Source organism: Corallococcus sp. AB011P (genome assembly GCF_003611605.1).
Taxonomy (GTDB): Bacteria; Myxococcota; Myxococcia; order Myxococcales; family Myxococcaceae; genus Corallococcus; species Corallococcus coralloides.
Map to the genome: position 1 here is coordinate 70,025 of NZ_RAVX01000008.1, position 25,771 is coordinate 95,795.

15 protein-coding genes are annotated in these 25,771 nt (G+C 71.7%); 8 read left to right on the forward strand and 7 right to left on the reverse strand.

All coding sequences use genetic code 11. From position 1 onward, the window contains the following. Positions 1 to 29 precede the first annotated feature (29 nt). Positions 30 to 1,067: a lysylphosphatidylglycerol synthase transmembrane domain-containing protein gene (locus D7X30_RS21530; RefSeq protein WP_120564839.1), complete on the reverse strand. Its 1,038-nt coding sequence runs from the start codon at positions 1,065 to 1,067 to the stop codon at positions 30 to 32. A 145-nt stretch (positions 1,068 to 1,212) separates the two neighbouring features. Beyond that, the gene (locus D7X30_RS21535) at positions 1,213 to 2,571 is read right to left on the reverse strand and encodes a right-handed parallel beta-helix repeat-containing protein (protein WP_120564840.1); all 1,359 of its coding nucleotides are present in this window, start codon (positions 2,569 to 2,571) and stop codon (positions 1,213 to 1,215) included. A 39-nt stretch (positions 2,572 to 2,610) separates the two neighbouring features. On the opposite strand from D7X30_RS21535, the gene D7X30_RS21540 reads away from it, so the two are divergent. Both D7X30_RS21540 and D7X30_RS21545 read left to right on the forward strand, forming a co-directional pair. Continuing rightward, positions 2,611 to 2,982: a Spx/MgsR family RNA polymerase-binding regulatory protein gene (locus D7X30_RS21540; RefSeq protein ID WP_120564841.1), complete on the forward strand. Its 372-nt coding sequence runs from the start codon at positions 2,611 to 2,613 to the stop codon at positions 2,980 to 2,982. A gap of 70 nt (positions 2,983 to 3,052) precedes the next feature. Then, a complete protein-coding gene (locus D7X30_RS21545) occupies positions 3,053 to 3,910 on the forward strand; it encodes a general secretion pathway protein GspE (RefSeq protein ID WP_120564842.1) in 858 nt (285 codons plus the stop codon). A gap of 13 nt (positions 3,911 to 3,923) precedes the next feature. On the opposite strand, the gene D7X30_RS21550 is transcribed toward D7X30_RS21545, so the two are convergent. Both D7X30_RS21550 and D7X30_RS21555 read right to left on the reverse strand, forming a co-directional pair. Continuing rightward, a complete protein-coding gene (locus D7X30_RS21550; protein WP_120564843.1) occupies positions 3,924 to 4,823 on the reverse strand; it encodes a DUF459 domain-containing protein in 900 nt (299 codons plus the stop codon). A gap of 84 nt (positions 4,824 to 4,907) precedes the next feature. Then, positions 4,908 to 5,702 (reverse strand): alpha/beta fold hydrolase, encoded by a 795-nt coding sequence (locus tag D7X30_RS21555; RefSeq protein WP_120564844.1) that lies wholly within the window; start codon positions 5,700 to 5,702, stop codon positions 4,908 to 4,910. Between the two features lie 242 nt (positions 5,703 to 5,944). Between D7X30_RS21555 and D7X30_RS21560 the strand changes: the two genes are divergently transcribed. Continuing rightward, a complete protein-coding gene (locus D7X30_RS21560) occupies positions 5,945 to 6,313 on the forward strand; it encodes a hypothetical protein (protein ID WP_147443269.1) in 369 nt (122 codons plus the stop codon). Positions 6,314 to 6,333: 20 nt separating this feature from the next. On the opposite strand, the gene D7X30_RS21565 is transcribed toward D7X30_RS21560, so the two are convergent. After that, positions 6,334 to 10,191, reverse strand: a complete 3,858-nt coding sequence (locus D7X30_RS21565) for an AAA family ATPase (RefSeq protein ID WP_120564846.1) — start codon at positions 10,189 to 10,191, stop codon at positions 6,334 to 6,336. A 216-nt stretch (positions 10,192 to 10,407) separates the two neighbouring features. Beyond that, a complete protein-coding gene (locus D7X30_RS21570) occupies positions 10,408 to 11,556 on the reverse strand; it encodes a hypothetical protein (protein ID WP_120564847.1) in 1,149 nt (382 codons plus the stop codon). Positions 11,557 to 11,905: 349 nt separating this feature from the next. On the opposite strand from D7X30_RS21570, the gene D7X30_RS21575 reads away from it, so the two are divergent. Then, positions 11,906 to 13,933, forward strand: coding sequence for a YgiQ family radical SAM protein (locus D7X30_RS21575; protein WP_120564848.1), 2,028 nt, complete (start codon positions 11,906 to 11,908; stop codon positions 13,931 to 13,933). An 88-nt stretch (positions 13,934 to 14,021) separates the two neighbouring features. After that, positions 14,022 to 14,525 carry a hypothetical protein gene (locus D7X30_RS21580; protein ID WP_120564849.1) on the forward strand — a complete coding sequence of 168 codons (504 nt, stop codon included), beginning with the start codon at positions 14,022 to 14,024 and terminating at the stop codon, positions 14,523 to 14,525. 275 nt (positions 14,526 to 14,800) lie between these two features. Here the strand turns inward: D7X30_RS21580 and D7X30_RS21585 are convergent, their stop codons facing one another. After that, positions 14,801 to 17,779, reverse strand: coding sequence for an ATP-binding protein (locus tag D7X30_RS21585; protein ID WP_199724478.1), 2,979 nt, complete (start codon positions 17,777 to 17,779; stop codon positions 14,801 to 14,803). Positions 17,780 to 18,140: 361 nt separating this feature from the next. Between D7X30_RS21585 and D7X30_RS21590 the strand changes: the two genes are divergently transcribed. The 3 genes from D7X30_RS21590 (at position 18,141) to D7X30_RS21600 (ending at position 25,758) form a co-directional block, all read left to right on the forward strand. Continuing rightward, positions 18,141 to 19,121, forward strand: a complete 981-nt coding sequence (locus D7X30_RS21590; protein WP_120564851.1) for a ChaN family lipoprotein — start codon at positions 18,141 to 18,143, stop codon at positions 19,119 to 19,121. Positions 19,122 to 19,457: 336 nt separating this feature from the next. Next, positions 19,458 to 20,600, forward strand: coding sequence for a hypothetical protein (locus D7X30_RS21595; protein ID WP_233591699.1), 1,143 nt, complete (start codon positions 19,458 to 19,460; stop codon positions 20,598 to 20,600). A gap of 184 nt (positions 20,601 to 20,784) precedes the next feature. Continuing rightward, positions 20,785 to 25,758, forward strand: coding sequence for a hypothetical protein (locus D7X30_RS21600; protein WP_233591700.1), 4,974 nt, complete (start codon positions 20,785 to 20,787; stop codon positions 25,756 to 25,758). Positions 25,759 to 25,771: the final 13 nt, after the last annotated feature.

Sequence of the window (25,771 nt, forward strand, 5' to 3'; positions counted from 1 at the left end):
CGTGGGACCTTCCGCGACTTCCGGCGAAGTCAGCCTGCCTGCCCCCCGGGCACGGGGCGGCGGTGGAAGGTGTGGCGTAGCAGGTACAGGCCGGGAAGCAGGGGCAGCCACAGGGTGAAGCCGCGCAGGAGCAGGGTGCCCGCGAGCGCCGCCTCCACCGGGACGCCGAAGAGGTTGAGCATGCCCACGGACGCGGCCTCGTAGGTGCCCACACCCCCAGGGATGATGGACACCGTCTCCGCCATGGAGGCCACCATGAAGCTGACGAACACGGTGCTCAGGGGGACCTCCTGCCCCAGGGCCTGGAGCATGGCGCCCAGCGTGGCCGCGTCCAGCACGTAGACGCCCAGTTGCAGCAGGACGCCGCGCACGAGCAGGCCGGGGTTGAGCAGCATGCCGGGCGGCACCTCCGCGATGGCCTTGAGCAGGGTGCCCAGGGACGGGATGCGCCGGGCGAAGCGGCCCGGCTTCCACTCGCGGTGCCGCGTGGCCCAGAGGATGCCCAGCGGGATGATCAACGCCACCACGCCGAAGCCGGTGACGAGCCATTGGATCCACTCGTTCAGCTCGGACCTGCGCCAGAGGAAGAAGAGGCTCACGCCCACGCCCAGCGCCTGCGCGATGTAGAAGCACAGCACCGTGAGCAGCACCGCGCCCGCGGCGATGCCGGGGTTCGCGCCCTGGCGGCGCAGCCCGCGGCCCACGAGCAGCGACCCGCCCACGCCGCCGGTGGGAATCACCTGGTCGAACGCGAGCTTCATCAGCGACAGCCGCGCCAGCGACCAGAGCGAGGTCTTGATGCGCGCCCGGTGCAGGACCGTCCACCAGATGCCCGCCACGCACAGGTACGTGCCCACCTGACACGCGGCGGCCACCAGCAGCCACGCGGGCCGGGCCTGCCGCAGCAGCTCCAGGAACTGCTTCTCCTCGTTGTGCCGGGAGAGGATGAACGCAAGGAGCGCCACGAGCGCCAGCACCCCTGGAATCCACCAGCCCCGCCGTCGCCTCGTTGGCACCTCCAGCGGCTCTTCCAGGGTGGGGATGGGTTCGGCGCGAGTGCCCTCCATGCGTCTCCTTCCAGGGAATGGGCTGGCTTCGGAAAGGATGCGCTTCGCGGCCCCACGGGGCAGGTCCTGAAGCATGGCAGCCCGCCTGCTCTCCAAGCGGGCGAGCAGGGGCTCCAGGCTCCAGTGGCTTCGGGGGTGGCCTTCTTCAGCGGGCGCAGTCGCCCGTCACCTGCGGGGCCGCCGCGCCGTTGACGGTGTTGCCGCTGAAGGTGTTGCCGGCGCCCAGCACCAGCTCGGTGGCGTCGCCGCCGCCCCGGTTGCAGACGATGACGCCCCCGGCGCCGGCCTGGTTGCCGGTGAAGGTGTTGCCGCGCAGGGTGACGCCCGCGTTGGGCACGTCCTCCAGGTAGAGGGCCGCCCCGGGCCCGCGCACGGCGGCGTTGTTCTCGAAGATGTTGTTCTCGATGAGGTCGTGGTCGGGCTGGAAGTAGTGCAGCGCTCCGCCGCCGCCCAGGTCGTAGTGGTTCGTGCCGTTGGGCCACACCTCGTAGGTGCGCGGCTGGAGCGCGTTGGACCGGCTGCCCCGGAAGGCGGACAGCGTGTTGTTCCGGAAGGTGTTGCCACGCACGATGGAGTTGCGCCCGTGGGTGACGCACATCGCGCCGCCCCCGGACGTGGCCCCGTCGCCGGTGGCGAAGCGGTCGATGTCGCGGGTGCGGTTGTTCTCGAAGAGGGTGTCCGTCACCACCGAGCCGTCGGTGAACATCAGGTCCAGCGCGCCGCACTTGCCGGAGGACTCGTTGTCGCGGAAGAGCGAGTGCTCGATGGTGACCGGCCCCGGGTAGTAGGCCCACAGCGCGCCGCGCGTGCGGTCCCGGTCGCCGTTGTAGTCATTCTTGCGCACCTTCTCGAAGACCATGTGCCGGAAGACGGGGTCGCCGTCGCCCTTGGACTGGTCTCCGAAGAAGTTCATGCCCCACCAGCCGTAGGGATTGGTGGAGGTGAAGGTCACCGGCGCGCTGGCGGTGCCCTGCACCAGGATGCGGCCGTACACGCGCAGCTCCACGCGGCCGTTCTGGTGGTTCATCACGTCCTGCGCGCTGTCGCGCACGTCCGCGTCCGTCACGGAGGGGTTGCCCTTGAAGTCGATGACCACGCCCGGCTCCACCGTCGTCGTCTGGCCCTTGGGGATGGTGACGACGTACTGCGCGTTGCCCACGACGCGGTATGGAGAGCCGGCCAGCGTCAGGCGCGCGGGCATCGTGCCCGCCACCTGCGTGCCGCCGTCTCCGGGGATGACTACGCCTCCATCGGCGGTGCCCGCGTCCGGGGTACCGGCATCGGACGCCCCCGCGTCAGCCGTGCCGGCGTCGGACGTGCCGGCGTCCGACGTGCCCGCGTCTCGGTCCGGGGTCCCCGCGTCGTCGCGGTCCGGCGAGCCACTGTCGGGCACGATGCCCGACGGCACCTCTTCAACCGGTTCGACTTCGCCGGAGCACCCCACTCCACCTCCCAGCAGGCAGAGGACGGACAGGACGGTGTGGAGCGTGGCGGAGCGGTTCATGGTCTCTCTTCCCGGAAGCGCTCTGGTAGAAGCCCGCGCATGTCCGATGACATCCTCGTGCTGGCGTACTCCGGATGTGACACCTGCAAGAAGGCGCTGAAGTGGCTGGAGGCGCGAGGCGTCTCCTACAAGACGCGCCCCATCGTGGACCAGCCGCCCACCGTGGCGGAGCTGCGCCAGTGGATTCCCCAAAGCGGAGTGTCCGTGCGCAAGTGGCTCAACACCAGCGGGCAGAGCTACCGCGCGCTCGGCAAGGAGCAGGTCGACGCGGCCTCCGACGCGGAGCTGGTGGAGTGGCTGGCGAAGGACGGGAAGCTGGTGAAGCGGCCCGTGCTCGTCACGAAGAAGGCCGTCACCGTGGGCTTCAAGCCGGAAGCCTACGAGGCGCTCTTCCCCCTTCACGCGTCTTGAGGGCAGGCGGGCGGACGAGCCCCCGTCCGAGCGTCGTCGCGTGCGGGGCCGGTTGCCACGTTGAGTGGGCATGGAAATCGGAACCAGACGCCCATTGGGGGAGATCCTCCTGGAGCTGGGAGTGGTCGACAAAGGCCAGCTCCGCCTGGGGCTGGTGCACCACCACGAGGTCCATGTCCCGCTGGGCCGCGCCCTGGTGAGCGAGGGCGTGTGCACGGAGGCGGACGTCCTGCGCGGGCTGGCCATCCAGTTCGACGTGGAGGCCGTGGACCTGGACCGGCATCCGCTCGACCGTGCCCTGACCAAGCTGGTGCCCGCGCGCATCGCCCGGCAGTACGGCGTCGTACCGCTGCGGCTGGAGACGCGCGAGGACCGGGAGGTGCTCCACCTGGCCGTGCCCGCGCCGCTGTCGCTGGACGCGGTGGATGACGTGCGGGCCGTGTCCGGCAAGGCACGCGTGGAGCCACACCTGGCCTCCGACGGCGCCCTGTCCCGCGCGCTCAGCGCCCTCTATGGCATCCGCGAGACGGCCGGGGCCGCGCCGGAGCCGAGCCGCCCCGCCGTGCCCAGCCCGCCGCTGATTCTCTACGGATGGCCGCCCGTCACCGCGGTGCTCATCTCCCGCACACTGGCGCGCAATGGCATCCCGTCGCGCGTCGCCACGCCGCTGGACGTGCTGCACACGCGCGACAACGACCTGGTGCTCGCCCCCCTCCAGGCCATGGAGGGGCTGCTCGCGGGCGAGGTCCACATCGAGGGCGCGCTCATCGTCCACGGGACGTCGGACGACGAGGGCTTCGAACGGGCGCGCAAGCTGGAGGCGCGCGGCTTCCTGGCCAACCCGCGCGACGAGGAGTTGCTCCTGCGCGCCGTGCGCAGGCTGCGTCCCGACGCGGGCAGCGAGAACTCCTGGCCGCGCCACTCCTGACGCGGGAGGGCCGCTACGGCTTCGTGAGAGCTTCCGGAGCCGCCGGGGCTACCGGAGCAAGGGCCTGCATCGCCGGCTTCACCTTCGCGGCGGCGGGGCGCGTGGTGTGCTGCTCCTCTGGCTCCGGGTGCTCCAGGCCCAGCACGCCCAGCACCTCCGGGTACACCTTGTTCGCGAAGTAGCGCCCGCCAGCCACGGTGAAGTGCACGCCGTCCGTCATGCGCAGGCGCATGGGCTTGCGGAAGCCCTCCACGCGGGCCTGCTTCAGTGCCTTGCCGCGCGCGTCGGTGAAGTAGGGCCGCGTGTCCAGGTGCACGGCGTCCCCGCGCGCGGCGATGACCTCCCGCTGCAGGTCGCGGATCACCGCGAGCTTCTGCTCGAAGCGCTGGCGGCCCGTGGCGGGCAGCTCCAGCCAGACGATCTTGCGGCCCGGCGCGGAGATGGCCGTGACGAACTCCGTCAGCCGCTGGCGGTATTCGCCCTGCCAGTCCGGCTTGCCCCAGGCCACGGTGGCGCGTCCCTGCCGCGTGTGCAGGGCCTGCCCGTCGTTGCCGCCCAGGATGACCACCACGACGTCCGGCTGGTGCTGCTGCACCTCCTGCTGGCCGACCTCCAGCCAGTCGAAGAAGTCCGGGCGCGCGAGGCCCGTGGACGACTTCGCGCGGCGCTCGCAGCGGATGCGAGGGTGCGCGGCGAGCTGGTTCTGGAGGTACTCCCCGAAGCCCGTGGCGATGAGGCTGTCACCCAACAGCAACACGGTGCGGCGGGGCGCGGGCGCCGGAGCGGCGGCCTGGGCCGGAGCGGTGGGCAGCACGGGCGAGGCATTCAGCCCGGGGGCGGAGTCCGCGGCGGCCTGTGCCGCCGTGGACAGGAACGCCAGGAAGAGGAGCGCGCGAAGAGGACGGGTCGACATCGGCGGAGGCGAAGCTACTTCCCGCGCCCGCATCCGTACACCCCCCCGCCGGGCGGGTGGATCCGTTGCCCGCGCGCGCCCTTGTCAAGCCGCGCTTCCCACATCCGCCCCGAGCCCCCGGGCCGTCAGCACCGCGAGCCCCGCGGGCGCGAGCGCCTGGAGCCACGGCGTGAGCAGCCGCGCGCACTCCTCAGGGTGTGAGAAATAGGGCACGTGTCCCGCCCCGCGCAGCAGGTGCAGGGGCGTGCCCTCCGGCAGCGACGCGGCCAATCGCTCCAGCGAGGACGGCGGCACCAGCACGTCGCGGTCACCCTGGATGCAAAGACACGACACGTTCAGCGGGCGCAGGTCCGGCGGCGGCGGCTCCGCGTGGATGGAGAACGCGCGCCGCAGCGTCGTCAGCCGCTCCAGCATCGTGGTGGGCACCACGTCCGCCACCTGATGGGAGGCCACCGGGCGCCACGCCGCCAGCGACGCCGCGACGCGTCCGGGACGTCCCAGCACCGCGATGGGTCCCATCATCGCGATGAGCCTTCCGCGAGGCCCCACGTGCTCGGTGCGGGTGAAGGCCCCAAGAAACGCTACGCCGCGCGTCGCGCCGCCCGCGGCCAGGTGCGCCGCCACCATGCCGCCAAAGGAGCTGGCCACCACCGCGTCCACCGACCCCGTGACGCGCAGCACCTGCTCCGCCAGGGCCCTCGCGCCACACGCGGCATGCCCGCCTTCCGGGTACTCGACCATGACGGGACGCGCCACGTCCGTCAGCCGCAGGGCGAGCTCACGAAAGCCCGATCCACGCGCACCCAGCCCGGGCAACAAGAGGACACGGGGCCCCTCGTCATTCCCTGGCATGTCCGTCAGCTCCACCGTGCGCCGCATGTCTCTCGCTTTCCTTGAAACGCGCCAAAGAACAACGCAGGCCCCCTGGGTCTGCCCGCTCCCACCGGGTGGCCCGCACGACCCACGACCCGAGGGAAGTGCTCCCGGTCCCTCGCTTGCCATGACGGAGAGTGATACATGATTCATCCCACCACCCTTTTCCACCGACACGATTCACGGTGTCCGGAAGCCAAGGATTTTCGCGGCCGGCGTTCTGACAGCGTGGGGGCGAGGGGTTAAGAATGGTCACCGTGAATCTGCATGCCTTCGGGGAGTTTGTTCGCAAGCATCGTCCGGCCCTGGAGGTTCGGGCCGCGAAGCTTTGCGCTGGGAGTGTGGTCGACTCCACGGAGCTGGTCGGCGAGACGCTGGAGCGCGCCCTGTCCGTGTTCGAGCGGCTTCAGGACCAGGACACCGCCTCCGTGGCGCAGTGGCTGGATGGCGCCATGAGCCGCTGCTTCTCGCGGATGGGCGGACAGCTGCCGGACACGCGCGCCGCGGCGCCGGATCTCCAGCAGACGTTCGACCTGCTGCGCGCGCGCTTCCGTGAGGTGTACGCGCAGCCGGCGTTCGGCAAGAGTGCCGGCGTCCCCGGCGGCTGGCGGATGTAACAAGTCCCGCGCCCTGTGTTTCAGGGCGCCGGGCGGTGGCCGGACAGCGTCTCCACGTAGGACGCGGCCACCTGCAGGAAGCGGCCCCCACGCACGCCGGTGAGGTACTGGCGCTTCATCGCGCGGGTGGCCCCCACGTAGAACATCGCGCGGCGGATGCGTTCGTTCTCGCGCTCACTGCGCTGGCGCGCACCCGCCATCCACGCCTCGATGGAGTCCAGGGCCTCCAGTCCCGCGAAGAAGACGACGGGGCACTCGTGGCCCTTGCATGAGAACACCGTGGTGGCGCGCACGTGGTCCACGCCGCTCACCCGGAAGTCCGTCACGTCCCGGCCGCCCTTGCCGCCGTAGGCCTCCGCGGGCACGCCCGCCTTGCGCAGCGCGTCCGTGAACGACGCGGGCATCACCGGCGCCACCACCAGGATGTCGCTGGGGTGGACGCCCTCCTCGCGCACGAGCCGGGCGATCTCCTTCGCCACCCAGCGCGCCTCGCTGGTGCTGGAGGCGAAGTCCTTCACCTGCGGCAGCACGCCGCCGCGCTCGGTGGACTGCACGCGGTAGAGGCCTTCCAGCGTCTCCTCCGGCAGCCACAGGAGCCGCTCGCGGGCCAGCTCTCCGGCCTTCATGTACTCGCGCATGCCGGGGTCGGTGACGCGGTGCTGGCGCAACGGGTCCAGCACCACGTTGAAGGCCACGTCGAGGATGTCGCGCGTGGCGCGGAAGGTCTCCTTGAGCACGCGGGTGCGGCCGCGGAAGGACAGCCCTTCGGGGAGCTGCTCCTTCAAGCTGTCGATGGGCACCTGGCCGTAGACGTTCTGCGAGTCGTCCATGAACAGCTGGAAGCAGCGGGACTCGCGGCCGTCCTCGCCCATGATGGGGCGCACCAGCGCGTGCAGGGCCGCCAGGCCCTTGGCGTCCATGTCCTGCGCCTCGTCCACGAAGACGGCGTCGAAGGCGTGGGGCTCCAGGCGCCGGAGCGCGCCCACGTGCTTCACCGTCACCTGGGCCCTGAGCGGCCGGACCTGATCCGGGCCCGCGCGCACGGCGAGCGCCTCCATGAGCAGCTTGTCCACGAGCGGCGCGAGCGAGCGGTTGTAGAAGGACACCAGCACCCGGGCGCGCGGGTTCTCCAGCAGGTAGCGCGCGGCCCAGTGCGCCAGCACGTATGTCTTGCCGCTGCCGGCCACGCCGCGCACCAGGTGGTGGCCGTCGTCGAAGCGGCGCTCGAAGAGGGACACCTGCTCCTGCGTGAAGAGGGGGCCCGTGTCCTTGCCACCCGCGATTTCACCGCCCAGGCCCACGGGCACCAGCGGCGGCGGGGGCGGAGGAGGAGGCCGCGGCTGGGTGGCGAGCAGCTCCAGCTTCGGCGGCGTGCCGGCGTGGACGCGCACGCGCGGGAGCAGCGACAGGAAGCGCGCGGGCACGGGTGAGGCGCGGGCCTCCGCGCGCGAGGCGAGCACCAGCAGGTATTCCTTCGCGCGGCTGGCGGCGACGTTGAGGATGGGCACCAGCGTGTGCGGCGGGAAGGGCCGGCCACCGGCCACCGTGTCCACCATCACCACGTCGTACTGGGTGCCCTGCTGGCGGTGGATGGTGGAGGCGCTGAACATGTCGTGGCGCAGCCCCGCCGCGTTGCCCAGCTTGCGGAGGAGCGCCGCCTGCGCGCGGTAGGGCGTCACGCACAGCACCGTGAGACCCAGACGCACGGCCTGGCGGGCCAGCGTCACGGCGAGCTCCGCGGACAGCTCGCGCTGGTAGCCGGAGCCCGTCTCGCCCCGGCCGTGCGTGAGGCGGCGGGTGTCGCGGCTCAGGCCATCCAACACCAGCCACATCGCGCGGGATGGGAAGGCGGGCACGGGCGCGGGCTTCTGGGCCCGGTCCTTCACGATGTCGCCGTCCTCCAGCGCGCCGCCGTAGCAGAAGTGGCTCACCACCTTCGCGATGTCCGGGTGCATGCGGTGCTGGGTGCGCAGCAGCAGCACGTCCGGGCGCTCCGCGTCCTTCACCGCGTCCTCCAGGTGGGACAGGGCGCTGGCGCGCAGCCACGTCTGGGTGCCCTTCCCCGCCCCTTCCGCCGCGCGGCTCACGGGGCCAATCTGCTTGGGGTCACCCGCGAGCGTCACCTGCCGGGCCAGCGGGGCCAGCAGCGCCGTCGCCGCGCGTGTCACCATGCCGGCCTCGTCCACCACGAGCCGCTGGAAGGTCTCCTCGCCTTCCAGCTCCGACACCAGCCGCAGGGCGCGGTGCACGGTGAGGACCATGAGGGGGCTTTCGCCCTTCTCCGCCTCCTTGAGCGTGGGGTCCTTCACGCGGCCGCGCAGCGTGCGCAGCTCCGCCTGCATGCGGGCGAGCTCCGGCGCGGGCCCGCCCCGGGAGCGCTCCACGGTGAGCTCGCGCTCGCGCTGCTGGATGGTGTTGAGCAGCTTGCTCGTCTTGTTCTCCTCCAGCGCCACGGTGGGCAACTTGTGGAGGGACTCGCTGGCGCCGGTGCCACCGCGGAAGATGCTGCGGGCCAGGGGGCGCAGGGGGATGGGGTCGCGCTCCAGCAGGGCGCTGACGCGCATCACCAGCTCGTCCGCGGCGCGGTTGGTGGGGGCCACCGCGAGGATGCGCTCGTTCGGCCAGGCGCGCAGGGCGCGGGCGATGAGGTCCGCGACGGCGGTTGTCTTGCCGGTGCCGGGAGGGCCCCAGATGCTGCCCCACGGCTGGCGCCACAGCCGGTCCACGGGGATGAGCTCCGCGTCGCGGGGGGACGGGGTGGACGGGAGGAGCTCACCCTTCGCGCGCGCCAGGGCGTTGGTGAGGTCGGAGACGCGGTCCTCGTAGGCGGCCGCGGCGGCGCACAGGGCCTCCGCGAAGTCGTAGGGCCGGTAGCACCAGCGCTCGCAGGAGAGGACGCGGCGGTCCAGGTCCTCGCCGGAGTCGGAGGAGGCGAAGACGCGGCCGGACTCGAAGTCCAGGTGGACGATGTTCCCGGCGAACACCAGCTCCTCGCCCAGGAAGCCGAGCAGCGAGCCGCCGGACCAGTCCGGATCCGCGGCGGGAACGGGCACCAGTCCCAGCACGCCCGGCCCGGCCAGGCCCACCTCGCGTGCCTCCTGGATCCGCTGCGCGCGGTACTGGCTGCGCTCAGCCACCAGCGCGTCGCGCAGGTCCTCCGGAAGATAGGTGGGGGCGACCCACTGCTCCCGGCGGCGCCCGGAGGACACGGCGGCCTGCATGGCCTCGCGTTCCGCGGGGGTGACGTCACCGGAGGCGGACACGTCGCGAGCCGGTGCTTCTTCCGTGGGACGCGCGTCGGCCACGTCGTCCACGCGGATGAGGTCCTGCGCGGGTGGCTTCGGAGCGCGGCCGTTCGACGCTCCCGAAGCGACGTCCGCGTCGAAGGGGCCTGCGCCGGGCGTCACCAGCGCCTCGTTGTTCGGCGCACGGGCCGCGGCGGATTTCGCCGTGGCGGTGCCAGCGTCGACCGGGCGCTGAGGCCTGTCCTCGACGGCGTCCATCGACGCGTCAGTGGAGACGGGCTCCGCATCGGCGCTGGCAGCGTCACCCTGCACGGCGGGACGCGCGGGCATTGCGCGGTTCACGCGGTGGGAGGCTGGCATGGAGGCCAGCGCCGCGGAGTCCAGCTCCCGGAAGGTCAGCGTCCTCGCCTTCGCGGACGCCCTGCCCTTCACCTCCGTCACCGTCGGCGCGGGCGCGGGGTCCTCCGACTCCTGCGGCGGCCACGACGAGCGGACCCGGAGCACGGGCGCGGCGTGTCCCTCCTGGACGTCGGTGTCGTACTCCACGCGGAGCACGGGCATGAGGTCATCCGGAGCACGCTCGTCCCGCGGCGCCTCCCCCTGACCCGACTCCTCGTCCGTCCTGCGCATCATACGGGGTGCTCGCGGCGAGGCCCTTCCTCACTTCGGAAGCGGCGGCGCCGGGAAGCCGGCCAAGCTAGGGGAGGCAGCGATCTGCGTCAACGCACGCGGGGGCCCCTCGCACGCCTGCACCAGGGGTGAAGCCCTGGCCCCTTCACGCACGACAGCCCGGGCCGCGCACACTCGCGGACCCGGGCCGTCATTCACCGCCTTGGACCTCCGCGGGGACTACAGCAGCGGGCAGAGCAGCCCGTTGCCCGTGCCCGCCGGGCAACCCTCGCCCTGGCAGTAGTTGGGCCCCAGGCCCACGGAGAGGATGCCCAGGGGGCTGGGCACCTTCACCTTGCAGGTGCCGATGGTCGCGTTACCGGACGCGTCCGCCACCGAGTACACCATCGTGTAGACGCGGCCGTTGCCCAGCAGGCTGGACTCCGCGCGCAGCTGCGCGGACTTGCGGTCCGCGCTCAGCTTGATGTCCTGGCACTTGAAGAGGGCCAGGCTGAACAGCGCGTCCTCGGACTCATCCGACTCCACGCGGATGATGGAGGCCGACTGCTGCAGGTCCAGCGTCCCGCCGCAGGTGTCCGCCGCGGGCTGCGCGCAGTCCGCCAGCGTGACCGTCTTGTAGTCGGCGCCCAGGGTGCGGGCCAGCACCAGGTTCTTGCTCGCCCCGGCCACCGGCGCCGTCGCGTCCACCACCGTCACCGTGGCCGAGCACGTGGCCGAGTCCATTCCGTCCGACACCGTGAGCGTCACCGGCGTCGTGCCCACCGGGTACTGACCCGCCGGGCTGGACGTGAGGCTCAGCGGCTGCGGGAAGCCATCCGGATCATACGAACCATCGTCGATGGACGCCGCCGCCGAGCACGACGCGTTCGCCGCCACCGTCACGTTCTTGCACAGCGCCACCGGTGCCTGGTTCACCAGACAGCCACCTCCAGGAGCCAGCGTCACCGAGCCGGTGTTGTTCTCCTCGCTGTCCTCCGGGAAGAAGTTGAACGCGTCCGCGACCACGAACAGTTTCTGCGTGCCCTCCGGCACCTGCACCGCCGTCTCGAACGCGTAGCGCTCCTTGCCTACCAGCCAGGGCACGTTCACCGTCGCCAGCAGCGTGCCGCCCTCGGCCGGGTCCCCCGCGTAGATGCCCGCCACCGACGGGTCGATGCCCGTGGGCGCCTCGTTGACGATGGTGCCCGTCACCGTCGCCACCTGCCCGTCATCACACGTCACGCCCAACCCGCTGACCGCCAGGTCGATGCCCGTGTGCAGCGCGGCCTTGGACTGGCCTGGAGCCGCGCCCTCCTCCAGGGTTTCGGTACCACAGCCACCCAGCATCAGCAGGGACGCGAACAGGGACAACGGACGGCGCAGGGACATGACTCTCTCCAATGAGATGGGCGGGACCGGGATGGGGGGAGCGGCCTGACGCCAGACAATGACAGCCAGGCCCGCGTACTATTCTCTGCCACAAACGGATTTTTCTAGCAATACGGGCAAACATGTACCCAGGTCCAGGTATACATAGACACCCCGTTGGCGCCCCAATGACCCTGCTGTCTGTCTTTGCAAGGAGGCGAGAAACGGCGCACTCCGTGTCTGGGTTTGGACGACCTGACGGGTTGCCGGTCCCTCGGGGCTCAGGAGGGCAGGCGGCCGTCGCAGTGGACAGCGCCCGCCCTGATGGGGTTGGTTGGGCCCTCCCCACTGTTGAGGGGGAACCCAGCCCATGGCCTCCATCACCCCGCGCTACGCCCACCCGTTCCTACCCGTCACCCGCGCCGACATGCAGGCCCGGGGGTGGGAGCAATGCGACATCATCATCGTGAGCGGCGACGCCTACGTGGACCACCCGGCCTTCGGGCCGGTGCTCATCGCGCGCTTCCTGGAGGGGCGGGGCTTCAAGGTGGGGCTCATCCCCCAGCCGGACTGGCACTCGGCGGAGCCCTTCAAGGCGCTGGGGGCGCCCCGGCTCTTCTTCGGGGTGGCGGCGGGCAACCTGGACTCGATGCTCAACCGGCTGACGGCCCAGAAGAAGAACCGCTCGGAGGACCAGTACAGCCCGGGCGGACGCACCAACTGCCGGCCGGACCGGGCCTCCATCGTCTACGCGCAGCGCTGCCGCGAGGCCTTCCCGGACGTGCCCATCGTGCTGGGCGGCATCGAGGCCAGCCTGCGGCGCATCGCGCACTTCGACTACTGGAGCGAGAAGGTGCGCCGCTCCATCCTCTTCGACGCCAAGGCGGACCTGCTGGTGTTCGGCATGGGCGAGCGGCCCATCTGGGAGATCGCCGACCGGCTCCACCGGGGCGAGCGCATCGAGGACCTGAAGGACATCCGGGGCACCGCGCACCTCATCAACGACGCGGCGATGAAGGCCCTGGAGGCGGACCCGGCGAAGCGCGCGGCGGACCACGACAAGGTGGTGGTGCTGCCCTCCTACGAGGAGGTGGTGGCGGACACGCGCGCCTTCGCGGTGATGAGCCGGGACTTCCAGATGGAGACCAACCCCGGCAACGCGCGCGCCATCGCGCAGCGCCACGGCAACCGCGCCATCTACATGAACCCGCCCGCCCGGCCGCTGGAGGACGGCGCCGGACAGAAGCCCGGGGACACGGCCACGGTGGCCATGGACGAGCTGTATGACCTGAAGCTCAACCGCGTGCCGCACCCCATGTACAAGGAGCCCATCCCCGCCTACGAGACGGTGAAGCACTCGGTGGTGCTGATGCGCGGGTGCTTTGGCGGCTGCACCTTCTGCTCCATCACGGAGCACGAGGGGCGCGTCATCCAGAGCCGCTCCGCGCAGAGCGTGCTGCGCGAGGTGCGCGAGGTGCGGCGCATGGGGGACTTCCGGGGGACGATTACGGACCTGGGTGGGCCCACGGCGAACATGTACAAGCTCAAGTGCAAGAGCGAGGACATTGAAAGCCGCTGCCGCAAGCTGTCCTGCGTGCACCCGGGCGTGTGCGAGAACCTCCAGACGGACCACGGGCCGCTCATCTCGCTGATGAAGCAGGTTCGCGAGGAGCCGGGCATCAAGCACGTCTTCATCGCGAGCGGCGTGAGATACGACCTGGCGGAGCGCTCGCCGGAGTACGTGAAGGAGCTGGCGGCGCACCACGTGGGCGGCCAGCTGTCCGTGGCGCCGGAGCACGTGTCGCCGCGCGTGCTGGAGAAGATGAAGAAGCCCGGCATCGAGAGCTTCGAGCGCTTCCAGCACATGTTCGCGTGCGCCAGCGAGGACGCGGGCAAGGAGCAGTACGACATCGCCTACTTCATCAGCGGCCACCCCGGCTCCACGCTGGAGGACATGGTGATGCTGGCGCAGTGGCTGAAGGAGAAGGGCAAGCGGCCCCGGCAGGTGCAGGACTTCATCCCCACGCCCATGTCGGTGGCGACGGCCATGTATTACACGGGCCTGGACCCGCTGAAGATGGAGCCCGTGTACACGGCGAAGGGCCTGCGGGAGAAGCGGCTGCAGAAGGCGCTCCTGCTCTACTGGAACCCGGAGCACTGGCCGCTGGCGCGCGAGGCGCTGAAGCTGGCGGGGCGCGCGGACCTGATTGGACGGGGGCCGAACGCGTTGGTGCCGCCGGAGTCCGCCGCGGAGGCCGCGCGCCTGCGCCGTGCCTCGGAGGGCTCGAATGCGGAGGAGGGCTTGGCGACGAACGCGTGGCCCCGTCCTGCGCAGCCGCGTCCGTCCGGGACTCGGGGTGGGGGCCGCACGCCGCGTCCGGGCCCGCGCGGGCGGTAGCAGGCCCCCGGCTTTCGTTCCGGGGGGAGGCTCGGGTATAGGGTGCGCCGCCTTTCACGAGCGGCCACACCGCCGGAGCCACACCACCATGCCCAGGACTTCCCAGGAGCAGTCGCAGGAGCGCCACGCGTTCCTGCTCGACCTCTTCCGCAACCAGCCCGACCTGAGCCGCCAGGACGCCCTGGAGAGCTTCAAGGACCGCTTCGGCGCCACCATCAACCTGCGCACCTTCAACGAGCTGCGCGAACAGGCGAAGAAGGAGCTGTCCTCGCAGCCCGCCGCTCCGGTCGCCGCCCCCAAGGAAGAGGAGCAGGACGTGGACGTGCAGGACGAGCGCGCCGAGGTGACGGCGGAGGACGCGGGGACGCTGCTGAAGGCCGCGGCGGCCCCGGAGCTGCACGCGGGTGCGGCGCCGGCGAAGAAGCCGAAGGCGAAGGGCCCGGGCGCGCGCAACGTGTTCGTGGACGCGACGGCGGAGCAGCTCCAGTTCCTGGAGCGCGTGGTGCAGCAGCTCCAGGAGGCCGGTGCCGCCAACCTGCGCATCGACCACGCCACCGACCGGTGGATGGTGCTGGTGGTGGATTCCAAGTAGCGGACTCCCCGCAGTCAGACAGTCAATGCCAGACACAGGGCCCGCCTCTCCTCCACGGAGAGTGCGGGCCTTGCTGCTTCAGGGCCGCCGCGAAGACATACCGAATCCCTTTGTCTGTGGATGCACTCCCGCCAAACCCTGCAACCGGAATTACCCAAACAATCCTCTGCTCAGGATCTCGGAATGCACGGGCGAAGCTGGGCCCGGCACGATCGTCGCGTGCACTGGCGCCGTACCAGTCGACGCGTTCGCTCCCGAAGCGAAGTGACGACCTGTCAGGAGCGCGGGCCGTCCAGGGGCAGTGACACCGTGAAGGTGGCGCCGCCCCCTGGCGTCTCGGACAGGCCGACGCTGCCGCCGTGGGCCTCCACCACCTGGCGGGCGATCCACAAGCCCAGGCCCAGCCCTCCGAAGTTGCGCACGGACACCGCGCGCTCGAAGCGCTCCCAGATGCGCTCGCGGTCCTCGGGGCGCACGCCCATGCCGTGGTCCACCACCGTCAGGCGCGCGCGCGGGCCCGCCTGCTCCACGTGCACCTCCACCGGCTTGCCCGGTCCGTACTTCAACGCGTTGGACAGCAGGCCCTGCACCACCTGCTCCAGGCGCGCCCTGTCGAACCGGCCGCGCACCGGACCCGCGACGCGCAAGGTCACCTCGCAGCCCTCCCGGCACAATTCCTCCCGCGCCTGGGCCACCTCCTCCGTTACCAACGCGGCGAGGTCCACGTCCTCCGCCTTCAGGTGCACCGGCCCCGAGGACAGCAGGGACATGTCGAGCAGCGTCTCCACCACCGTGGCCAGACGGTGCACCTGCCGCCGGGTGAACAGGAGCCGCTCGCCCAACCGGGCGTGCGCGTCCGGCCCCAGGCCCCGCTCGATGAGATCCAACTGGAGCCGGAAGCCCGCCAGCGGCGTCTTCAATTCGTGGCTCACCACCGACAGGAATTCGTCCCGCGCGCGCACCGCGTCCTGCAGCCCCGCCTCACGCGCCGACAGCTCCGCCACCTCCCGGCGCACCCGCGCCATCTCCAGCTGGGTGCGCACCCGCGCCGCCAGCTCGCGCGCGGAGAAGGGCTTCACCAGATAGTCATCCGCGCCTGCCTCCAGGCCCTCCACGGAGGCCTCCTCGCCCGCGCGCGCTGACAAGAGGACGAACGGGATGGCCCGCAGCCGGGGATCCGCGCGCAGCTCGCGCAGCAGGCCGAAGCCGCCCAGGCGCGGCATCATTACGTCGCTCAGCACCAGGTCGGGCGGGCGCGCGCGGATGGCCTGGAGCGCGGCATAACCGTCCTCCGCCGTCTCCACCGTCACCGACGCGTCCAACAGCCCCGTGATGTACGTGCGCAGGTCCGCGTTGTCGTCCACCACCAGCACCCTGGCGGACATGGGTGGCAGCAGCGGGGTGGCCCTCACTCCTTCCGACGTTCGCGCCCCATCCTCCTGGCCCGTCGGCGACAGCCATCCGCGGATCTCCTCGACGTAGGCGGAGGCGCTCCGCGCGACGGAGTGCGAGGGACCCCTTCCCTCGGGGACGAGCTGCTCGCGCGGCAGGTGGCCGTTGCCCAGGGGCACCGCGACACAGAAGGTCGTGCCCTGCTCCGGCACGCTCTTCACGCCCACGGTGCCGCCGTGCAGCTTCGTCAGCTCCTGCACCAGGCTCAGGCCAATGCCGCTGCCCTCGTGGCTGCGCGAGCGGGCGTTCTCCACGCGGTGGAAGCGCTCGAAGATGTGCGGCAGCTCCGCCTCCGGGATGCCGCTGCCGGTGTCCCGGACCGTCAGCCGCGCCCTGCCCTCCTCCGCGCGCAGCCGGACGTGGACGCCGCCCTCGAAGGTGAACTTCATCGCATTGGAGAGCAGGTTGAAGACAACCTTCTCCCACATCTCGCGGTCCACCCAGACGGGCTCCGCCAGGGGCGGCAGGTCGAGCGTGAGGGTGAGCTGCGCGCGCTTCGCGATGGACTCGAACTGGCTCACCAGCTCCGCGGTGAAGGCGGACAGGTCCGTGGGCTGGAAGGCCGCGCGTACGCGTCCGGCCTCCGCCCGGGTGAAGTCGAGCAGCGTGTTGACCAGCTTGAGCAGCCGGGTGGCGTTGCGCTGGACCAGGGACAGCCGCTCCGCCAGACGCGGCGCCAGCGGCTCCGCCGTGTCAGACAGCGCGTCCTCCACGGGCCCGAGCATCAGCGTCAGGGGCGTGCGGAACTCGTGGCTCACGTTGCTGAAGAAGGCCGTCTTGGCCCGGTCCAACGCCGCGAGCCGCTCCATCCGATCCACGGCCTCCTGCCGTGCGCAAGCGCTGGAGGCGGCCGTGGCCAGGGCCCCCGCCACCAGCTCCAGGAAGCCCCGGTATTCGCCCGAGGGGTTCAGGAAGGGGCTCAGGCCCACCACCAGGAAGCCCAGGTCGCGGTCCCCTTCCGCGTGCGGCAGCGGCAGCACCAGGGCGGGCCGGGGCGGCGCCTCGGCCTCCGGCGGAAGCGGTGCTCCGAGCCACCCGTTCACGTCGTCCACCCGCACGGCCTGACGCGTGCCCGCCACCGGAGCCAGGAGCCCTCCCGCGAGTCCTCCATCTTCCGGCGCGCGCAGGTCGACGTGCGCGGGCACCGCCTCGCTCCGGGCGCCCATGCCAGTGGAGCCCACGAGCGAGGCCCGTGCCCCGTCCGCGTCCGTGACGTAGAGCCACGTGAAGGGCAGGTCCGCGGGGTTCTCCGCCAGCGCGTTCAGGCCGGCCCGGCACGCCTCCTCCACGGAGCCCGCGCCGCCGGCTCGCTGGGTGAGGAGGTGCAGCGTGCGCAAACGCCGCTGCCCCAGGACCTGCCCCGTCGTCTCCAGGGCCGGCGTGTAGAAGCCCACCACCTTGCCGTCGTCATCCAGCACCGGGGTGTAGGACCAGGTGAAGTAGGCCTCCTCGGCGGAGCCGCCCCGTTGGATGGGCAGCGACTGGCTCTCCGCCCAGTTCGCCTGCTTCGTGCGCTCCAGCTCGTCGAACATGCTCCCCAGCTGGTGCCACAGCTCCGGGAAGACGTCGCGCAGCGGCCCCAGTGCATGGTCCGGGTGCTTGGCGCCCATGATGGGAATGCCCGCGTCGTTGTAGAGCTGCACGCGCTCCGGCCCCCAGTAGATGAACATGGGGAAGCGCGTCGTCAGACACATGCTCACCAGGGTGCGCAGCGTCGAAGGCCACGACGCGATGGGGCCCAGCGGGGTCCCGGACCAGTCCCGCTCCAGGATGAGCCGCCCCATCACGCTGCCGCCGCGCAACGTCGCCAGCCATCCCTCGAGACGCGGCGCGGCCCCTGCGTCTGCCGCCGGTTGCGCCGCGTTCTGTACGTTCGTCGGACGGCTCAGGGGAGGCTCGAGGGGTGCGGGACGCGTGGACGAGGTGGCCTGGTGTGGACGTAGCCAGCCGGTCTCCCCACTTCAACGCCGGAGTCCGCCAGACGGCCCTTTCCGTCGCCTACCGAGCAGGGCTTCTCAGCGGAGAGGCCTCGAACCTGCCCACTGATTCCCCATGGGAGCAGGCGGGCCACCGCCGGTGGGCTCTCCGGACGCAGTGTCCGAGAGCGAGGGCCTCGCCGCTTTCACACGGGCAATCCCCGCGCGGTCTGGGTGAGATGAAGGGATGACGCGAACCTCATTCGCCCTCGTCCTCGCGCTGTCCCTCGGCTGTGCCAGCAGGCAGCAGACCTCCCCTCCTCCCGCGCGGGAGTGGGCCACGACGCTGCACCGGGACCACCCGCTGGTGGGGCGAATCTGGGACGTGGCGGGAGGCCGCTTCGTGGACGAGAGCGCCCTGCGCGCGGCGGTGGTGCCCGCGCGCTTCGTGCTCCTGGGTGAACGGCACGACCACCCGGACCATCACCGGCTCCAGGCGGAGCTGGTGCGCGCGAGGACGGACTCCGGTCAGCGTCCCGCGCTCGCCTTCGAGATGCTGGACGTCACGCAGCAGCCCGCCGTGGACGCGGCGCTGAAGGCCCATCCAGAGGACGTGGAGGGCCTGGCGAAGGCGGTGGACTGGGCCCACAGCGGCTGGCCCGCGTTCAGCCTCTACGAGCCCGTGTTCGCCGCGGGCCTCCAGGCGCGCCTGCCCATCGTCGCCGCCAACCTGCCCCGCGCGCAGGTGCGGGAGCTGGTGATGAAGGGGCCGGACGCGCTTCCTTCCGACCTGCGCTCGCGCCTGGGGTTGGAAGCGCCCGTGCCCGAAGCGGAGGCGAAGGCGGTCCGTGAGGAGTTGGACCGCTCGCACTGCGGACAGCTCCCCCAGGAGATGCTGGAGCCCATGGCGCTGGCGCAGCGGGCGCGCGACGCGATGATGGCGGACCGGCTGCTGGAGACCGTGCCCGCGGACGGCGCGGTCCTCATCACCGGCAACGGGCACGTCCGGAAGGACCGGGGCGTCCCCGCGCACCTGGAGCGCCGCGTGAAGGACGTCACGGTGCTGAGCGTGGCGCTGCTGGAGGTGTCACCGGAGGCGCTGAACCCCCAGGACTACGCGGCTGTCGTTGGCGCCACCACCCTGCCCTACGACTACGTCTGGTTCACGCCGGCCATGCCGGAGGACGACCCGTGCAAGGCGCTGCGGGAGCGCAACAAGAAGCCCTAGCACCGCGAGTGTCAGACCCCGGTGGTACGTGAAATGGCGGCACCGGGTGCCACAGCCGCAATTGATTCGTTTCCCATTCGTACCCGTCGAATTTGGAGACATTCCATCTGGGATCCACCGGGCTGATTCCATCCCATCCGCAACGGATTCCACGGCAATAACAGTCGCATCGCAATGTCGAATCAGACTGTCAATTCAAGACATCCTCACGTAATCAACACCTCATCCGGGTTCCCCGGATCGGCTGCCGTCCCCCCCTGACAGCCTGAACCACCATCCAAGAGAATGACAATGACGACTCGAAGCCTCGGGTTTCGTGCGTGGCGTTGGAGTGCCGTGCTTTCCCTGCTGGCGCTGACGGGCTGTGCCGTGGAGCCGCAGCCGCGGGAGGAAGTCCCCAACCAGGAAGAGCAGGCGAAGGTCCTGGAGCAGCAGGCGCATGAGCTCACCCCACCCGCGGGGTGTACCGAGATCACCATGGGCGCGCTGTCGAACGGCGTCCAGCTGACGCCGGTGATGTACGGCGGCCAGCCGACCTATCAGGGCACGTTCAACGGCCTGGGAGATCCGGCGCTGAAGGACACGGCGTTCGTCCGGCTGGACGTGAACACGGCGACGGGCGTGCATGACCTGGCGGCCGGCGGCGCCAACACCTTTACCTGCGAGCAGTGCGTCTACGGCTACCAGGACGCGGGCACGACGGGCCAGAAGCTGTTCGTGGCGGACACCGGAGCACTGTTGCTGGCGCTCAAGGTGTCGCCGCAGCAGTCGGTGGGCGTGCTCTTCAACGTGACGCTGCGCGAGTCGGTGAACGCGGCGCCGCTCAGCGCGCCCTACAAGGGCAGCGCGGTGGTCCCGGGTGGCGAGTGCAAGTGGATCCGCTACGCGACTTGGAACACCGTGCGTCCCATGGGCTGCGACCCGCGCGAGGGCTCGTGGACGGCGGGCGTGCCGGGTCACACCTGCGTGGCGGACAACTACTTCGCGGATGACGGCACGCTGGAGAAGTCGCAGGGCACGGGCACGCAGGGCGCGGCCTGCACCCTCACGCCCGCGGCGGACGCCAACCACCCGGCGACGACGGACTGCGCGGAGGGCTTCGCGTGCTCGGACCTGTTCACGGATGACCGGCAGTGCCTGAAGACGTGCGACCCGATGGCGGCGGTCCCCGGCTGCCCCACGGGTACCATCTGCGGCGTCTACGGCACGTGCATCGAGCAGGCGGTCCTGGAGCCGCTCGGCTTCGACTTCGACCCTGCCCTGATTGGTGAGACGTGCACCAAGAGCTACGCCGAGTTCTGCGGCACGGAAGGGGCGCGCGGCGCGTGCGTCAGCCTGAACGGCCAGACGAAGTGCCAGCCCTACACCCGCGCCCGGTCGGAGTGCGGTCCGGGCGAGGAGCTGGGCTTCATCAACTACCCGCTGTCCGGTGGCGGCTACGACCGCACCACCGGCTGGTGCTACCACGACGGTCTTTAGGCCCGGCGTGGGGGGAGCCCGGCCGTGGAGGCCATGGCCGGGCTCCCTGAAGTGACAGTGTCTCCAGGGACGGCACTCCGGGTGTGAGCGACCCGGTATGCTGACGCACATGCTCTGTCCTGCCTGTACGGAACCGCGTGCGCCGGACTCCGGGTCCCTGTGCCCGGAGTGCGGTGCCGCCCTCGTGCCCGCCACCGGGCGGCACCTGGATGACGTCGTGCTGGCGCGGATGCGACGGCGCATCGAGCACTGGCGCTTCGATGGGCTGCTGGATGCGGACACGGCGGTCCGGCTGGAGGCTTCGCTCGCGGCGCCTCCTGAAACGGTCGTAAGCGTTCTGGAGGTGCCCGCGCCCGAGGCCGTGGGGGTTCCGGTTCCGGTGGAGCCGGCGCTCGACTCCGCGGCGCGCGTGGAGGCCTGGGCGGATGACGTGGCCCACTCGCTGCGTCGCGCGGGCGGGTGGCGTCCGGGTTGGCTGGCCTCGCTCGCGCACTCGCTGGATGAGACGGCGCGGGCGGAGCGGGAACAACAGGCGGCACGGCGGCGGGTGGTGGTGGCGCAGGACGACCGCGAGTCCTCCAGCGAGGAGGACCTGGGTTCGGCGCTGGGGTCGGGGCAGGCGTTGTTCGGCCGGGGGCACCTGGACTCGCTGGGAGGCAGCGGCCTGGAGGCGGTCATCGCGCTGGACGAGGGCGACAACCCTCCCCGCTTCAACGAGTACATCTGGTGGTTCCTCGGCGCGGTGCTCGTGCTGGGCGGCTCGCTCATGGGCGTGCGCGAGGCGTGGCGGGCGCTGGGTGGAGTGCCCCGGCAGCTCATCGTCACGGGCGCGCTGCTGGGCTACCACGCGGCCTTCATCGGGCTGGGTACGTTCCTGGCGCGGCGCTCGCGGTCGGCGGGGCGCGTGCTCGCGAGCATCGGACTCGCCTTGCTGCCGGTGGTGTTCATCGCGCTGTCGGCCCTGGTGGCGCTGATGCCCACGGTCGGCGTTCCCACCGCGTTCGGCGTCGCTGCTGTCGCGCTCATTCCTCTGCGGGCCGCGGGACGGCTGTGGCCCGGGGCTTCCGCCACGACCTTCGCGGTGGCGCTGTTCCCATCGCTCCTGGCGGGGCTGCCGCTGATGGGTTGGGACGACGCGCCCTGGCTGCGTGCGCTGTGCGCGTTCGCGGGCGTGGTGGCGCTGGGGGCTTCGGTGTGGCGGGCACGGGCGGGCACGGCTTCGTTCGCCGGTGTGGGCGCCGCGCTCTACGGCGCGCTCTGGCTGGCGGTCTTCTGCGTAGCGAGCGGCCCCTCCGGATTCGATGCGCTGGAGCCCGGGGCGCCCCTGTTCGCGGGGCTCGTGCTGTGGGCGGTGGCGATGGGCGCGGTGGTGGCGGCGGGGGCGTCCTCGGAGGCCGTCCGGGCGGCGCATCCCCGCGCGGCCCCGGTGTTCGAGACGCTCGCGCACGCGGTGGTGGCCAGTGGCGCGCTCGCGGGGGCGCTCGGCGCCTTCTCGGTCTTCCCGGGTGAGGACGCCTGGGTGGATACGGCATCCGTCTGCGCACCCGTGCTGGCCGCGCTCGTCTTCTTCCTGTTGGAGTTCCGCCGCCGGGCCCTGGTGCATCCGGCCGTCATGGCCTCACTGCTCGCGGGGGCGCTGGTCGCACGTGTGCAGGCGCCGGACGTTCCGGCGTGGTGGTGCTTCGGCGTCGCGGCGGTGGCGTCCGGACTGATGCTCCTGGCGCGCGTGACGTCCTCCGGCATCCTGCGCAACCGGATGCTCGCGTGGAGTGTCGTCGTCTCGCTGGCGACGATGCCCGCGTTCTCCGTGCTGGCGTGGACGCAGGGGACGAACGCGCCCTGGCCCCAGGCGTACACGGGGGCGGTCATCGCGTTCGCGGCCCACTTCGCGGGGCGGTGGAGGTGGCGGGGCCTCCACTATCTGGGCGGTGTCGCGCTGCTCTTCGGGGCGCTCTCGGCCGTGGACGGGACTCCGTGGCTTGCGTCCAGCGCGGCGGGCCTGGGCGTCTTCGCGCTCGCGGCGGTGCTCTATGGCCTGGGCGGGCTCGCGCAGTCCGCGTGGCTGGAGCGCCAGGGGATGCGGGACGCGCTCCGGCCGCTTGAGGACCTGTCGCTGGCCATCGCCGCGCTCGGGGTGGCTTGGGCGCTGGGGGTCGCGCCCGCCTTGCCGGACGTGCTCTCAGGGGTCGCGGAGCCCTTCTCGACGGTGCTCGCCTGCGTGCCCACGGCGGTGGCCACGGGGGTGCTGCTGCTCCGCGTCCGGCGCGACGGCAGCAGGCTCGTCGGCTTCCTGGCGGCCATGGGGCTCGCGCTCACGGTGTCGCAGGGCCTGGGCACGGTCTCCGACTTCGCTTCGGCGCGGGCCGCGCTCGTGGCGGCGGGCCTGGGCTTCGGCTTCGCGCTGTTCGCGATGCTTCGCGGCCAGGGACTCGACACGGTGAAGGGCCGGCGGCTGCTGGACGTCTTCCCCCTGCCTTTCGGCGCTCGGGGACGGCCTCTCTTCACGGATGGCTTCGCGGGCGCAGCGCTCGTGCAGGCGGTGCTCGCGGTCATCACGCTCGTCAACTGGGTCGCCCTGCCCGACAGCGCCGAGCGTCCGGCGGCCCTGCTCGCGGGCGTGCTGCTCACGGCGGGCGCGCTGCTGGCGTTCGTGTCGCGTGGCTTCGTGGCGTTCCAGATGCGGGGTTCGGTGGTGACGCTCGCCCTGTGCGGCGGGTTCATCGCGCTCACCGGGGCCGTCAATCGCGCGGGCCGGCCGCTTCCGCCCGACGTGTCCGCCTGGCGCCTGCCGCTTATCGGCATCGCGCTGTGGGTCCTGGCGCTGGGTCTGCGGCGTGTAGGGCCGTGGGTGGCCCAGCGCCTGGAGAGACCCAAGCACGGGCCGCTGTACCACGCGGTGCCCCACCTGGGCGTGGCCGTGCTGGCCGTGCTGCTGCTGCGCTCGGCCTTCGTCGTGGGCCTGCCGGATCCGTCCCGCGCGCTGGGCCTGGTGCCGCCGCTCCTGGTGCTGGGGCCGGCGCTGTTGACGGTCCTGCTCGCGGCCTCGTTCCGCTCGCGGGTCCTGGCGCATTGGGGGCTGCTGCTGGGACTTCCCGGCGCCGCGCTCTGGGCCGCGCAGCAGTCGCTGATGGGCAGTCCGCTGGTGGCGCTGATGCCTCCCGACGGGCAGTGGATCCGCGTCTCGGCTGTGAATCTCATCAGCCCTTCGCTGGGATGGTTGCACCCGGAGGCCTGGATGCCGCCGGGCGGCACGCACTTCCTCCTGTGGCAGCAGGCGTTCGCGGGCATCGCCGCCGCCGGGCTCGTCTACGCGGTGTTCGCGGTCGCGGTGGCCCGGGTGGACGCGGGGCGTGCGTTCTTCCGGCGGCTGCTGTCCCTGGGCACCGATGACCGCCCGGGCCCCTTCCTCGATGCCCTGAGCCGGGAAACGCTCACCGCCGTGGTGCTCGTGGCGGCGGCGGCTTTCTTCCAACCCGGCGTGCTCGCGGCGGACCTCGTCCTCGCCACCGGCGCCGTGCTGTTCGTGGGCGGCGCGAGGGGGCGCGGACGCGGCGTGGTGGGCCTGGGGCTCCTGCTGCTCGTCCATGCCCTGGCCCACCTGATGCCGCACCTCGAACCGTGGCCGGGACCCACGCTGGCGCTGCTGGGGCTCGGGGTGGTGGTCGTCGCTCCCTGGCTCGCGAAGCGTCGGGGCCACGACGAGGGCCGGGCGCGACTGCGTGCCCACCTGTCCGTGCTGCCCTACTTCATCGCGGCGGCGGTGTATGCGCTGGCCGTCGAAGGGCACACGTCATCGACGCTGGCGGTTCCCCTCCTCGTGTTGGAGATGATCTCGGGGCTGACGGGCGAATGGATGCTGTCCTTCGCCTTCCCCCTGACGCTGGGCCTCCTCTCGGCGGCGCTGCTCGTGGCGGCCTTCCAGTGGCGCGGGGCGCTCGCAGGGTTCATCGCGGGGCTCGGGACGATGGTCGCCGGAGGCGCGGTCGTGGCCACGGGGCTGGCGTTCCTCGCGCAGGCCAGGGCCCCCTGGGACCCCACGTACCAGCCCCTCTTCACCCGGTCCGGAGCGGAGCTGGCGCTGGCCGCCGCGGGGAGCGCGCTGGCCCTCCAGGTCACCCGCCGCATGACGTCCCGCCGCCGGAGCGACGTCGCGGGGGGCATGGGCTGGGGCCGCGACCTGTGGCTGGTGGCGAGCGCGGCGCTGCTCGCGGCCGTCGCCGTGGGAGGCCAGGCCTCCGAGGACGTGCTGCCCGTGGCGCTGGCGGCCATCGGGCTGGCCGTGGGCGTGTCCCTGCACGCCGCGTGGCGCGAGCACACGGGCCGCCATGTCTACTTCGTGCAGCTCGCGGTGGTGGGCGTCTACGCGCTGGTGCGCGGGCTGTACGCGCAGGGCCTCCGTCCCGAGCATGACGCCCTCTTCGCGCTGTCGCTGGGCTTCGTCCTCGTGGGCGTGACGGTGCTGGCGCGCAGGGCGGGTGTGCGTCCCGTGGAGCAGGCGACGCGGCGGTTCGCGGCGCTCCTGCCCATCGCGGTGGCGCTCATCCTCCCCGCCGACGCGACGGGCGATGCCGCCCTGTTCGCGGGAGGCTCCGGCCTGCTGTACGCGGCGCTGGGCGCGGTGGAGCGCAGCCGGATGTTCGGCGCGTTCGCCGCGGCGGCCTGCAACCTGGCGCTGCTCATCGCCGCGCTCGCGTTCGGTCTGGAGGGGCTGGAGGTGTACCTGGCGCCGCTCGGGCTGCTGCTCCTGATGATGGGACAGCTCTTCACGTCCAGCCTCCCGCACGCGGCGCGCAACGCGGTGCGCATCCTGGGCGGACTGCTGCTGTATGTGCCCGCGGCGGCGAAGCTGACGGCCAGCCTGGGAGAGTCCGAGGATGGCACGTATGCGATTGTCTTCGGCGCTGTCTGTCTTCTGGGGGTGGCGGTGGGCATGGCCCTGCGCATCCGCGCCTACCTGGCGCTGGGGACGCTGTTCCTGCTCCTGGACGTGGTGGCCAACCTGCTCGACGCGGGCCTGCGGGACCACCGCATCGGCTTCCTGGTGATGACCCTCACGGGGCTCACCATCGTCACCGGGCGCGTGATGGCGACCTTGAAGCGCCAGGAGTGGGACCTGCTGCTGCGGCGAGTGCGCGTCCAATTGCGCGGCTGGGACTGACGGCTCCGTGCGG

Excerpts from the sequence above, each read along its gene's own strand:
- D7X30_RS21545 (WP_120564842.1), top strand. The coding sequence starts at position 3,053 with ATGGAAATCGGAACCAGACGCCCATTGGGGGAGATCCTCCTGGAGCTG.
- D7X30_RS21560 (WP_147443269.1), top strand. The coding sequence starts at position 5,945 with ATGGTCACCGTGAATCTGCATGCCTTCGGGGAGTTTGTTCGCAAGCAT.
- D7X30_RS21535 (WP_120564840.1), bottom strand. The coding sequence starts at position 2,571 with ATGAACCGCTCCGCCACGCTCCACACCGTCCTGTCCGTCCTCTGCCTG.
- D7X30_RS21550 (WP_120564843.1), bottom strand. The coding sequence starts at position 4,823 with ATGTCGACCCGTCCTCTTCGCGCGCTCCTCTTCCTGGCGTTCCTGTCC.
- D7X30_RS21530 (WP_120564839.1), bottom strand. The coding sequence starts at position 1,067 with ATGGAGGGCACTCGCGCCGAACCCATCCCCACCCTGGAAGAGCCGCTG.
- D7X30_RS21555 (WP_120564844.1), bottom strand. The coding sequence starts at position 5,702 with ATGCGGCGCACGGTGGAGCTGACGGACATGCCAGGGAATGACGAGGGG.
- D7X30_RS21570 (WP_120564847.1), bottom strand. The coding sequence starts at position 11,556 with ATGTCCCTGCGCCGTCCGTTGTCCCTGTTCGCGTCCCTGCTGATGCTG.
- D7X30_RS21580 (WP_120564849.1), top strand. The coding sequence starts at position 14,022 with ATGCCCAGGACTTCCCAGGAGCAGTCGCAGGAGCGCCACGCGTTCCTG.
- D7X30_RS21575 (WP_120564848.1), top strand. The coding sequence starts at position 11,906 with ATGGCCTCCATCACCCCGCGCTACGCCCACCCGTTCCTACCCGTCACC.
- D7X30_RS21590 (WP_120564851.1), top strand. The coding sequence starts at position 18,141 with ATGACGCGAACCTCATTCGCCCTCGTCCTCGCGCTGTCCCTCGGCTGT.
- D7X30_RS21565 (WP_120564846.1), bottom strand. The coding sequence starts at position 10,191 with ATGATGCGCAGGACGGACGAGGAGTCGGGTCAGGGGGAGGCGCCGCGG.
- D7X30_RS21540 (WP_120564841.1), top strand. The coding sequence starts at position 2,611 with ATGTCCGATGACATCCTCGTGCTGGCGTACTCCGGATGTGACACCTGC.